Source organism: Arthrobacter sp. 05T410 (assembly GCF_056396505.1).
In genome coordinates this window covers 45,622-57,739 of sequence record NZ_JBFTLP010000025.1, presented here as the reverse complement: position 1 = coordinate 57,739, position 12,118 = coordinate 45,622, and the positions used below count along the sequence as shown (strand labels likewise).

Annotated in this window: 11 protein-coding genes; 5 read left to right on the top strand and 6 right to left on the bottom strand. The window is 64.8% G+C overall.

Features of this window, described 5'->3' with window-relative positions; genetic code table 11:
- A partial coding sequence (locus AC1DFR_RS20000) for a DUF222 domain-containing protein (RefSeq protein ID WP_476874295.1) occupies positions 1–443 on the bottom strand: 443 nt, incomplete at its 3' end.
- Positions 444–1,370: 927 nt separating this feature from the next.
- On the opposite strand from AC1DFR_RS20000, the gene AC1DFR_RS19995 reads away from it, so the two are divergent.
- Complete coding sequence (locus tag AC1DFR_RS19995; protein WP_476851117.1) at positions 1,371–1,547, top strand: hypothetical protein; 177 nt, start codon at positions 1,371–1,373, stop codon at positions 1,545–1,547.
- Here AC1DFR_RS19995 and AC1DFR_RS19990 read toward each other — a convergent pair.
- The 4 genes from AC1DFR_RS19990 to AC1DFR_RS19975 all read right to left on the bottom strand — a co-directional run bounded on the left by AC1DFR_RS19990 (position 1,524) and on the right by AC1DFR_RS19975 (position 5,288).
- Positions 1,524–2,363 (bottom strand): aminoglycoside phosphotransferase family protein, encoded by an 840-nt coding sequence (locus AC1DFR_RS19990; RefSeq protein ID WP_476874296.1) that lies wholly within the window; start codon positions 2,361–2,363, stop codon positions 1,524–1,526. The two genes, AC1DFR_RS19995 and AC1DFR_RS19990, sit on opposite strands and share 24 nt — an antisense overlap.
- 306 nt (positions 2,364–2,669) lie before the next feature.
- Positions 2,670–3,242, bottom strand: a complete 573-nt coding sequence (locus AC1DFR_RS19985) for a hypothetical protein (protein WP_476874294.1) — start codon at positions 3,240–3,242, stop codon at positions 2,670–2,672.
- Positions 3,239–4,312, bottom strand: coding sequence for a flavin-containing monooxygenase (locus AC1DFR_RS19980; RefSeq protein WP_476874293.1), 1,074 nt, complete (start codon positions 4,310–4,312; stop codon positions 3,239–3,241). Before AC1DFR_RS19980 ends, AC1DFR_RS19985 begins: the two co-directional genes overlap by 4 nt.
- Positions 4,313–4,361: 49 nt before the next feature.
- A complete protein-coding gene (locus AC1DFR_RS19975; protein ID WP_476874292.1) occupies positions 4,362–5,288 on the bottom strand; it encodes an alpha/beta hydrolase in 927 nt (308 codons plus the stop codon).
- Positions 5,289–5,538: 250 nt separating this feature from the next.
- Here AC1DFR_RS19975 and AC1DFR_RS19970 point away from each other — a divergent pair, with 250 nt between their 5' ends.
- A complete protein-coding gene (locus AC1DFR_RS19970; protein WP_476874291.1) occupies positions 5,539–6,615 on the top strand; it encodes an alcohol dehydrogenase in 1,077 nt (358 codons plus the stop codon).
- 6 nt (positions 6,616–6,621) lie between these two features.
- Entirely contained in the window at positions 6,622–8,481 is a 1,860-nt protein-coding gene (locus tag AC1DFR_RS19965) for a sigma-54-dependent Fis family transcriptional regulator (protein WP_476874290.1), read from the top strand.
- Positions 8,482–8,500: 19 nt separating this feature from the next.
- On the opposite strand, the gene AC1DFR_RS19960 is transcribed toward AC1DFR_RS19965, so the two are convergent.
- Positions 8,501–9,397 carry a LysR family transcriptional regulator gene (locus AC1DFR_RS19960; protein WP_476851123.1) on the bottom strand — a complete coding sequence of 299 codons (897 nt, stop codon included), beginning with the start codon at positions 9,395–9,397 and terminating at the stop codon, positions 8,501–8,503.
- A gap of 111 nt (positions 9,398–9,508) precedes the next feature.
- Here AC1DFR_RS19960 and AC1DFR_RS19955 point away from each other — a divergent pair, with 111 nt between their 5' ends.
- Both AC1DFR_RS19955 and AC1DFR_RS19950 read left to right on the top strand, forming a co-directional pair.
- Positions 9,509–10,756, top strand: a complete 1,248-nt coding sequence (locus AC1DFR_RS19955; protein WP_476874289.1) for a CaiB/BaiF CoA transferase family protein — start codon at positions 9,509–9,511, stop codon at positions 10,754–10,756.
- Positions 10,756–11,955, top strand: coding sequence for an acyl-CoA dehydrogenase family protein (locus tag AC1DFR_RS19950; RefSeq protein ID WP_476874288.1), 1,200 nt, complete (start codon positions 10,756–10,758; stop codon positions 11,953–11,955). The genes AC1DFR_RS19955 and AC1DFR_RS19950 overlap by 1 nt, the downstream gene beginning before the upstream one ends.
- Positions 11,956–12,118: the final 163 nt, after the last annotated feature.

The following is a 12,118-nucleotide window of genomic DNA, read 5'->3' as shown; positions in this document are numbered from 1 at the left end:
GTGGCCCGTTCCCAGATCMCCGCGGCGGTGTCGGCCGGGAAATAGGCCGAGAGCCAGGCCATGCCGTCCCGGTCCGGGGTGTACTCGACCCGCCGGTCCGCGGCGCTCGTGGCGTGGCGTGCCTCGATGCCGGCCGGGTGGTGGCGTTCGCGCCAGGTGCGGGCCTTGGCTCGGAACCGGGACGGAACGAGCTCCCCGGCCGGGCAGCCGCGGGCCGGGTTCGGTGCTTCGGGGTCCAGGAAGTGCGCTTCGAGCCCGGCCGCCCCGGCCGCATCCAGGGACGCGGTTTCGTCCACGATGATCCGGGCGTGGGCCCAGGAGATCGTGCCGGACTCAAGGGCGGCCAGGGTCAGCGGCAGCGCCGTCGTCAGGGCGTGGGCTTCGGCGAGGAGGGCCGCTGCGGTGCGTTCGCTGACGGTCAGGACACAGGCAACCTCAGCCACCAGGGCCATCTCCTGAACGGCACGGTCCCGCGGGGACGGCGCCGGCGGCGCCAGGAACCTGGTTGCCTGCGCGTAGTCGGCGGCCCCCGCACCCTCAATGCCGCGGTCCGGGCCTCCATCCGCGCGACCTCGGCCAGCCCGTCCAGACAGGCATCCGCCCGCCGCCGCAGCGGATCGCCGTCTCCCAACGGGTCGGCAGCAGGCGCACCGGCGTCGTCAGCCCCAACGCCGGCGCCGGCCAAGGCAGCCAGCGCGGCAACAGAGGCGGCGACGGCCTCCACGGCCGCCCCGCTCTCCGCACTCAACTCCGCACTCCACGCTGTCCCGCGATCCATACGCCAAGCAAATCACGAGCCACCGACAATATTGATGCGACCGAAACGGTGCCCGCACGAAGCCGGCACGTTTGTGAACCGCAGCGGTAGGTGGCGGTCTTTTCGCCGCGTTGTGTGGCGCCCCCGGTGCCCGTAGTCCAATCATGCACCGGGTGGTCTGGCGGGGGCAGCAGCAGAATTCGAGGAAAGGACGTCTTTGCGGACCGCCCAACGGCCGATCGCTGCCGCTGCGCCAACTGTGGCCCATGGGATCAGCAGCCAGGGCTGCCGGCCGAGACCCAGGACGCTTCCCAGCAGCCAGAACGCGAGGGTGGGCACCGCGAAAAAAGCTCTGATGTGGATCCATTGTTGCCGGACCGGGCGCAGTAGGTAGGCCAACACACAGGCCAGTGGCGCCGCGAATACCAGGGCAACTCGAAGCCATAAAGAACCACCATGCCCAAAAAGCCCCACACGTGGCCGGCATCGGTTCCGTCCAGCGCGGCGGCTACGCCATAGTGTGCTGCAACCAGGAGCAGCAGAAAGCCAACCCAGAGCGAGGTGGCGATCAGCCAGCCCTTGATGAACGCGTACGCATCCAGGACCACTCGGCATGGACGCCCGCAAACCCCTGACTGTCACCCGCTACCCAGCCACCAAAGACTACGTCGCGAAACGAACAAGCCAAGGACGCACCAAGAAGGAGATCATCCGCAGCCTCAAGCGATACATCACCCGGCAGATCTACCGAACCCTCAACCACCGGTTAGTGCTGGCTAGCAGCACCTGAACCAGTGGGGGTAGTAACCGAAAACTCTCGGTCATTGAGGATGCGCGCCAAGGTGCTCCGCCCGAGCGCGCTCATCCCTGGAACCGTTTCCCGGTAGTACCAGACCAGGCCCATTGCCTGCTGGAACGCCCAGGCGGCTCCACGCCTCCACTCGAGGTCACTAGACGCCAGCTCCCGGCGTAAGAGTGCCCGCCTTTCGTTATCGAGCATGTGCCAGGCTGCGACAAGGTCAAGGGAAGGATCGGCAGGAGCAAAACCCCCACCATCCAAGACGCCAAGAAGTCGGTCGCCTCCGACGAGGAGATTGCCGGGAATCAAATCCCCGTGCGTCATCACCGCCGGGCCAGCAGAGGGCAGGCTCCGGAATTCTGACCAGAGCGCACGGAGCCGGTCTACCGGAAGCAGGCCATCGCTCTTAAGAAAACAGACTTCCATCCACTCGTCAGAGTTCTTTAAGTCGCCGCCACGACCGGATCCCGTAAAAGGGCGGCCTCTCGCATCGGCGGCTCGAAGCGAATGAACGAGGGTGGCGAGGTCACGGGTGAACACTTCCGAGTGCGCCAAGCCATCGGGTGTTGCAACGACGCCGGGTAACCACGTTTGCACAGACCACGGCAACGGATAGCCGTGACCAGGACGGCCCAAAGCCACTGGCTCCGGTGTGGGGACGGGACAGCATGTTGCCAATTCACGCATTGCGGCTGCCTCCCGGACGAGCTCAGCGCTTATGTCAGTTGGGTCAGCGGATCGGAGCGGGAAACGTGCCGTGAGATCGGCGCCGATTCTGAATATGGCGTTGACCGTGCCGTCCGTCATGACGCGGCTGATGCGCTCGTGACCCCAACCTGGGAATTGTTCGACTACCAGTCGGCAAGCGAGGTCCTCGTCAATGTGCAACTGGTCGTCGTGCATAGTCATGCAGCTGACGTTAGCCCACTTACTAGTGCGTGGTCAGGACGAGATGGGAGATGCTTTCTCCCACGTCAGGACCTGGAACACTGCTTGACGAATATAGAAGCGTCCAAGCCTACCAATGGGCAAATGCTTCGCCATGGGATCGCAGAACGGCGACTACCACTCCCCCAAGGTGTGGCAGCCGCCGTCGCTGTCGTTTGATTGTGGTTACTCCGCCGGGGCGAGTACCTTCAGGTCGAAGCCCTCGTAGCCCGATTCGCGAACTTCGGCGAGCTTGTTCCGGTAGTTGCCGAGGCCGCCGAGGTAGAACATGACCGTCCTCTTCTTGCCGGGGATATTGGCACCGAAGATCCAGGAATCGGCCTTCGGGAAGAGCGTCATGTCGGCGATCTCCTGGCAGGTCTCGGTCCAGGCTTCTTCGGCCTCGGCCGTCGGTTCCACGGAGGCCATCTGGCCGGCTTCTGCGTCCTTGACCAGTTGGGAGATCCACTCGACCTGGGTCTCAATGCTCGGCGGCAGGTTCGTGAAGGGACCGTTCGGTCCGAGGATCATGAACATGTTCGGGAATCCGGCGGTGGTGATGCCGAGGTAGCTTGTGGGGCCTTCCTTCCAGTGGTCCTGGATGGTTTCGCCGCCGCGGCCACGAATGTCCATCCGCGTGTAGTTACCGTCCACGGCGTCGAAGCCGGTGGCGAAGATCAACACATCGAGCTCGTGCTCAACGCCGTCGGACGTCCTGATGCCCTTTGGTGTCAGCTCGAGAATCGGCGTCTCCTTCACGGATACCAGCTCAACGTTGTCCCGGTTGAAGGTGGCGTAGTAGCCGCTGTCGCAGAGGGGGCGCTTGGCGTAAGGTCGGTCGGGGTGAGCTTGCGGGCCGTCTCCGGGTCCTTGACGATCTCGGCGATCTTGCCCCGGACAAAGGATGCGGCGGCTTCGTTGGCGTCCCGGTCCGTGGCGATGTCGCCGAAAGTGTTGAACATGAAGCGGAATCCGCCGCCTTCTTCCCAGGCCTTCTGGAAGACCGCCTGACGGTCCGTTTCAGACACACTCATGGCCGGAACGGTGCTCTCCTCGAATCCGAAGGCGACGCCGGAGGCCCGGACCTGTTCCCAGATTTTGGGGTAGTCCTTCTTGACGGATGCGACGTACTCCGGCGTGACAGTGGTGTTGCCGACCGGGACGCTGTATTGCGGCGAGCGCTGGAAGACGGTGAGGTGCCCGACCTTGGGCGCGATGGCGGTGATGATCTGCAGGCCGGTGGAACCGGTGCCCATGACGCCGACGCGCTTGCCGGTAAGGTCCACGCCTTCGGGCCAGGCGCCGGAATGATAGATCTTGCCCTCGAACGAGTCGATGCCCGGGATGTTGGGGATATTGGTGGCCGAGAGCAGACCGAGGCCGTTGACGATGTACTTTGCCGTGATGGTCTCCCCTGCGTCCGTTCCGATGACCCAGCGGTCGGCGGACTCGTCGTACCGTGCCGACGTGATCCCGGTGTTGAGCTGGATATCCTTGCGCAGCTCGTACCGGTCAACCACGTGTTCGAGGTAGCTGAGGATTTCGGGCTGTGTCACGTACTTGTGCGTCCAGTTCCATTCCTTCAGCAGTTCGTCGTCGAAGGAGTAGCGGTACACGAAGCTCTCGGTGTCCGACAACGCACCAGGGTAACGATTCCAGTACCAGGTGCCGCCCACACCCCCGGCGCGGTCGAAGGCGCGGACGTTGAGGCCCAGTTCGTTGCGCAACTTGTGCAGCATGTAGATGCCGCCAAATCCAGCGCCCACGACGACGGCGTCGAATTCGGCGGTGGGGGTGGTGGAGGCAGTCTGCCCCTGTTCTTCAGCCATGTTGAAAACTCCTTTGTGTTTCAGGTCTTTGTAGTGAAGTGGCCGGGGTTCAGTACTTGTACCAGCCGGCAATACGGGCGAGTTCGGCGTCGGCAACCTCGGAGTCGCCGGCCAGGAACGGGTACACGTGCTGCTGTCCTTCGCCGATGGAGAGCGTCACGTCGACGCCGGCGGCTTCCGCCAGTGCGTTCAGGCGGGTGGCATTGTCCAGGAGGGATTCGGACGAGCCCGCGGTGATGTACAGGCGCGGGAACCCGGCGAAATCGGCGTAGAGCGGGTTGGCCAGCGGGTTCTGCGGGCTGACGGACCCGCCCAGCACGCCGGCGATCATGCCCTCGAGCAGGGGCACGGAGATGAGTGCGTCCGATGCGTCGTTGGTGATCAGCGTTTCGCCCTTGTTCTCCATGTCCAGCCAGGGTGAGAAGGCGATGACCTGGCCGGGCAGCGGCTCTCCCTGTTCTTTGAGGGCCAGGGGAATGGCAACCGCAAGGTTGCCACCGGCGGAGTCGCCAATGGTGGTGATGTCCTGCGGGTGGATGCCGCTCTCGACGAGGGCCTTGAAGGCAGCCACGCCGTCTTCGACCTGCGCGGGGTGCGGGTGCTCGGGCGCCCTCCGGTAGTCAAGGACAAAGGTGACGACGCCGATTGCCTTGGCAACGTGGCCGGCAAGCTTGCGGTGGCTTGACGCGGAGCCGACGGCGAAGCCGCCGCCGTGGGTGTAGAGCAGCACCTTTGTGCGGTCGGCACCTTCCGGGAAGGCCCAGATGCCGGGGACACCGCCGACGACGTCTTCCTTGTAGGTGACTGCCTCAGGCTCCCGCGTAGGCTGGTGCCACTCGTCGAAGATGCTCCGGAACAGGCGCATCGTCAGGTTGGGCGTGGTGGCGATGATTTCCGACCAGTCCGCGTACAGGTCGCGGAGGGGGTCGGTCGCCTGAGATGTTTCAGTCACTGCTGCTTCGGTCGAGATAGTCATCTCATACTCCTTCGTATGGAGAGCGCCCCCGCGTTGCCCGGGAACGGATGGATCGGTTGTTGGCTGCGTTTGCCGCTACATATAGCGTGGGTCACATTTCTGCCGGCTCAGTGTTCCACTTTGGAACACTCACGCGGCTCCTGATTGTTGCGCTCAGGACATCAAAGGGGCCGCGATTTAGTATTGGATACCTATCAGAACTGGTGTCATTCTTGAATCAATACAGTCTGCGCAACGATGCGAGGTCACCATGCATGCTTTTGCCGTTTTCCAAGACAGCCCAGAGATCCAGGACATCGAACTGCCGGATCCGCTGCCGACAGGAACCGAGGTCCTCTTGAGGGTCATCCGTTCCGGTGTGTGCCACACTGACACCCATCTTCGTGAAGGTTCGTACGATCTGGGCAGCCGCGGCGCGTTGAAGCTGGTGGACCGGGGCGTCACTTACCCGCTGGTCATGGGGCACGAAGTCGTCGGCGTCGTCGAGAAGGTCGGCGACCGTGTGCACGGGACCAAACCCGGGGACATCCGGCTGGTCTATCCCTGGATTGGCTGCGGCACGTGCCGGGATTGCCTTGCCGGCCGCGACAATGTCTGCGCCAACGGACGCAACCTCGGAGTAGCGGAGCCCGGAGGCTACGCCGAGCAGATCCTGGTCCGTGACGAAAAGTACCTGGTGGATATCGAGGGCCTGGACCTCAGCTGGGCGGCGACACTGGCCTGCTCCGGGCTGACGGCATTCAGCGCCGTGAACAAGGTCCTTCCGCTCGGACCCGACGAACCCGTCGTGGTGATCGGCGCCGGCGGAGTGGGACTTACCGCCATCGCCACCCTGAGCGCGCTCGGGCACCAGGCCATTTGCGCCGTCGACATTTCCGAACGCAACCTGGAGCTCGCGCGGCAGGTTGGCGCAGCCACCACCGTCCAGTCCACAGACGAAGGCCTCAGCGCAAAAATCGTTGCAGCCAGCGGCGGGCCCGTGGCGGCCGTCATTGACTTCGTGAACAACAGCCAAACAGCGCCGGTAGCCTTCGATTCCCTGCGCAAGGGCGGCCGGTTGATCCAGGTCGGGCTCTTCGGCGGCGAACTGACGGTACCCACCGCGCTCATGGCCCTCAAGATGCTCACCGTCCAAGGCAGCTTCGTGGGGACCCCGGACGAGCCGAACCAGCTCATCGCCTTGGCCAAGCAGGACGCCATTCCCCACATCCCCATCATCGACGCCGAGCTCTCCGCCGCCTCTGTTGGCGAGAGCCTGGACAAGCTGACGCACGGCGGCGTGCCCGGACGCGTCGTCCTGCGTGCGGCAGACGGAGCCCAGGGCTGACCAGCCATGCAAAACCCCAGGAAGGTGCCCGATGATGCGCTCCGCGCTGCCCGGGAACAACTCATCCGCCGTGGCCTGCTGAATGGGACCCAACTGACGGAAATCGTCTCCCCGGATATCGAGCACAGCTGGCGCCGCTCTATCGGCGTGGAGGCGTCGGCAGGGCCCGAGGCATTCCTCTTCGTCAACGACTTCGATCCGGACGGAATCCTCATTCGGGCCGCCAAGAGCGTGATGGATCACTGGCTGGAGAGCCTCAACGGCATGGGCATATCCCTGTTCCTCAGTGACCAGTCCGGTCAGATCATCGCCCGCAGGCTCGGGGACAGGACGCACGGCAATCGGTTCGATGAGGCAAATGCCGCCGAAGGATTCAGTTTCTCGGAGCGCTCCGTGGGAACGAACGGGCTGGGCACCCCCATCGAAGGACGCCAGGCCGTTTTTGTCCGCGGAGCCGAGCATTTCAACGAGGCACTGGCACCCCTGTCGTGTTCAGGGGCCCCGATTCTGCACCCGGTCACCCGCCGGGTGCTCGGATCCATTTCCTTCGCCTGCGACACCGCTTTGGACAACGCGCTCATGCTGGCCATGGCCCGCGAAGCCGGCGGCCAGATCGAACGCCGACTGCTCGATCTCGGCAGCGCGACGGGACTCGCCCTGGGGATGTCGCAACTGCGTTTGAGCTCCTCCAAGGCCCCGGTCATCATGCTCGACGCCCAGGCTGTCATGACCAACGTCTCCGGACTGGCCGTCATGAGCAGCGAACTGCACACCACCCTGTGGGAACAATTGCGCGGCCTCGTGTGGACCGGCGCCAAGCAAACCATCGAGATTCCCTCCCTGAACGTCGATGCCACGGTCCAGCGAATTGACGATTCCGGCGGGAGCTCGGCCTTCGCCCTGGAGCTTTCCCGCGTTCCGGAGGCCGCAAGCAGTCCGGGCAGGGCCGAGCCTGGGGTGGCCGACGGCGGCTCTTGGGGCGTCGGGGCGGCGTTTGGGCACATCATGCGGAATGCTTTCGATCGCGCAGGTCAGGGGTCCGGGGCGATTGCTGTTTGCGGGCAGGGCGGCTCCGGCAAGCTTCACCACACACTCGCCTGGCTCAATGGGCAGGACTCCGGCCCGAATCCGCTGATCCTCGACGCCTGCCTGCTGCCAGGGGAACAGGATGCCACCTGGTTCTCTGACTGCCGCGAGGCGATCGCGGCAGGCCGGAGCGTCGTCCTGCGGCATCTGGAGGATCTTCCCCGGAGCGAGCTTAACAGGCTGAAGGCGCTGGATGTGGCGGTGCGGCAACAGCCGGCCGGGCCGTCGGCAGGCGCCACACACGCAGGTACACCGCCGTACAGCGACACGGCCGGCCCCTCTCCAGCCCGGCTCGTCTTGACGATGAATCCGGACGCATGCCCGGACTTCGTATCCGAAGTGGTTTCCCAGATCGCTGCACGTGTGAATGTGCCGAGCCTCTCCGCCACCAAGGAACGCATCCCGGTACTGGCGGCACATTTTCTGGACGCAGCAGCTCCGGCCGACAGATCCACGCTCTCCGCAGCGGCGCTGCAAGGGCTCATGCGCTGGCATTGGCCAGGCAATGTCGCCGAGCTGCGCGCCACCCTCGAATCACTCGGGCGGGCACATCCCGGACGCGTGGTGCAGGCCAATGACCTCCCGGAACATCTCAGAAGCACGGGCAGGCGGAAACTCTCCAAACTGGAATCCCTCGAGCGCGATGCGATCGTGGCCGCACTCGAACAGAGCGACGGGAACCGTTCGGTCGCCGCGGAATCCTTGGGCATGGGCCGGACCACGCTCTACCGGAAGCTGCGCGCACTGGGGATCGAAACACCCGAGTCCATGGCGACCTGACCCAGTCATCCGGCGCCTGTCATCCGGCGCCGGGCAGGATCCTCTCAGCCAACTCCAGGACCGCCCGCAAGGCGGGGCTGGAGTTGTCCCGTCGCCAGGCCATGCGCAGCTCCACCGGAAGGGTCTCGTCCACCAGCTGCACAAAACGCACATGGGGATCCGTGACCGACTCGGCCACCGAGGACAGCGTGAGGGTACAGCCCACCTCCGCCGCCACCAGCGAGAGAGCCGTCCAGGAATCCGGGACAATCTGGACGACGTCGAGCTCGAACCCGGCGGCGTGCGTGAGCCGGCGGAGCCGGTCGTTCAGTACGGCCCCTGCATGCGGCGGCAGCGAAACAAATACGTCGCCCTGGAAGTCTGCCATCCGGGCCTCGGCGGCATCGGCCAGACGGTGGCTTGCCGGTACGGCCACGACGAGGTCCTCCGCCGCAAGCAGCCGCGTTTCGATGCCGGCGGCAATGTAGTCCCAGCGACCGAGGGCGATGTCCATGTCCCCGCTGAGGACACGGTCCATGGCAGGTTGCGCAAAATTCTGGCTGAAGAGTTCGATCTGGATACCCGGGTGGTCGCGCCGGACCTCCCGGGCGAGCCGGCCCACCAGGGTATGGGTGGAAGCGCCCGCGTAGGCCACCCGAACGCGCCCGACTTCGCCCTTGTCCGCGGCACGGACCGCGATGCTCGCCCGGCGCGTGGCATCGATGATCTCCGTCGCCGGCCCTATGAACGCCTCTCCGGCGCCTGTCAGCTTGACGCTGCGGGTGCTTCGGTCGAACAGCCGGGTTCCCAGCTCACGTTCCAGCTGCTGGATACTGCGGCTGACCGGAGGCTGCGCCATGTGAAGTTTTTCTGCCGCGCGGCCGAAGTGCAGCTCTTCTGCCACCGCCAGGAAGGCTCGGATCTGTTGGATCTCCATGCATGTGATTATTACACCTGACGCAACAAAAGGGCCATCAATAAGTATTGGACGGATAGCAATGTCCTCCGTCATGGTGGAGGGAGAGAACACTATTCGAGGAGCCCATCGATGGACAGTCAACACTCCGCCACCCCTGAGACGTCGGCATTCGGCCGCAGTCCGGATGGCCCGCTTAGCGGCATCGTCATCGCAGATTTCGGCAGGGTGCTGGCCGGACCATACTGCACCATGCTGCTGGCCGATCTCGGGGCGACCGTCATCAAGATTGAGAGCCCGGCCGGCGACGAGACCCGGGCATGGCGCCCGCCCACCCGCGGGGATGACTCGACGTATTTCCTCTCGATCAACCGCAACAAGACCTCGATCAAGCTCGATCTGCGCGATCCGGAAGACCGCCGGACGGCCCAGCGCATCGCGGAACGGGCCGACGTCGTCGTCGAAAACTTCAAACCGGGTGACCTGATGCGCTACGGACTGGACTACGACACCGTCGCGGCCACGAACAAGGACGTTGTCTACGCCTCGATCACGGGTTTCGGGACCGCCGGCGGCGCCCAGCTGCCCGGCTATGACCTGCTGATCCAGGCCCTGTCCGGACTGATGGACATCACCGGAGCGCCGGACACCGGGCCGTTCCGTTCCGGGGTTGCTGTATTCGACGTCATCACCGGCCTTCATGCCTGCATCGGCATCCTCGCAGCCCTCCGGCACCGGGACCGCATCGGGGAAGGCCAACTGGTGGAAATGAACCTGATGTCCTCCGCGCTCTCCGGCATGGTGAACCAGACGGCGGCCGTCGTGCTGGGCGGGACCGTCCCGGCCAGGCTGGGCAACGAGCACCCCAGCATCTACCCCTACGAGCCATTCGAGACCGGCGAGGGGCAGCTTGTCATTGCGATCGGCAACGACTCCCAGTACCGCACCCTCTGCGCCACCATCGGCCGGCCGGAGCTGGCCACGGATCCGCGCTTCGAGAAGGCGCCGCTGCGCAGCGCCAACCGCACGGAACTGCGGCCGCTCCTGCTGGAGCGCCTCTCGACCCGGACCGCCTCCGAATGGTTCGACATCCTCACCGAAGCCAAACTCCCGTGCGCGCCGATCCAGGACCTGAGGGCCGGGATCGACTTCGCGGAACGGATCGGCTTGGAACCCGTCGTGACCGTGGGGCACGGCGGGAGCACGCAGCCCGGCGTGCGCAACCCCATCCGGCTCTCCAAGACCCCGGTGAGCTACGACCTCACCCCGCCCGGTCTGGACAGCGGCGCTGAGCTCGTGCGCGCGTGGCTCGGCGAGGATAACGCAGTTTCGGCCGGCAGCCTTGCCGGTACTCCCACACGATCCCCCGAGGAGCACTGATGACCACCACAACGGACATGTCCGTCAATTCCGACTTCTATGGATTGGACGACTACCTCAACGACGCCGACCGTGCCTTGATCGCCCGGGTGCGTTCCTTCGTCGAGCAGGACGTCACTCCCATCATCAACGAATACTGGGAGAAGGCGGACTTCCCCTATCAGCTGGTACCAAAGTTCGCTGAACTGGGCATCATCGGCACCGCGATCAAAGGCTACGGCTGCCCTGGCCTGACCCGGCTGCAGACCGGACTCGTCGCCATGGAACTCTCCCGCGGTGACGGCAGCATCAACACCTTCAACGCGGTCCACTCCGGACTGGCGATGGGCAGCATCAACCTCCTCGGCAGCGACGAGCAGAAGCAGCGCTGGCTGCCGCCGATGGCCAGACTGGAAAAGCTGGGCGCCTTCGCGTTGACCGAACCGGCGCACGGCTCAGACTCTGTGGCACTGGAGACTTCCGCGCGGCTGGACGGTGACAACTACGTCATCAACGGATCCAAGCGCTGGATCGGGCTGGGCCATGTGGCGGACCTCGTCATCATCTGGGCCCGGGACACCGCGGACCAAAAGGTGAAGGCGTTCGTACTGGAGAAGAACGACGACGGCACCTACCCCGCCGGGTACCACGCCGAGGCCATCACGGGAAAGATGGCAAAGCGGGCCATCCAGCAGGCACAGATCGAGATCGAGGGCCTGCGGATCCCCGCTGAAAACCTGCTGGCAAAATCGACGTCCTTCCGCGACGTCGGAGCGGTGCTCAACACAACCCGCAGCACCGTGGCCTGGGAGTCGCTTGGCCACGCCACCGCCGCCTACGAGATGGCGGTCAAGTACGCCCGGGAACGCGTCCAGTTCGGCCACCCAATTGCCAGCTACCAGCTGGTGCAGAACAAACTCGCCAACATGCTCGCGGACCTGACGGCCATGCAGCTGATCTGCTTCCGCACGGCGGCGCTTCAGGACGAGGGCCGGCTCAGCAACGAGCAGGCCTCCCTGGCCAAGATGTTCACCGGGGACAAGGCACGAACGCTCTGCCGGGATGCCAGGGACATGTTCGGCGGCAATGGCATCCTGCTGGAACACCATGTAGCCCGCCACCTCACCGACATGGAAGTTGTCCACACCTACGAAGGCACCGACTCCATCCAGTCCCTGATCCTGGGACGGGAAATCACAGGTCTCTCAGCCTTCTCCTGAGCGGTTCCGATTCCCAAAAGACACTGCATTCCTCAAGACAAAGCACGGCCATCCGCACTGGATGGCCGTGCTTTCGCATTGCGGACTCTCAGCGCCACTCACCCTGCTCCCTGCCTCGGTCATGGCCGCTCCCCCACCGGCGCAGCTTCCGTCGACTGTTCCA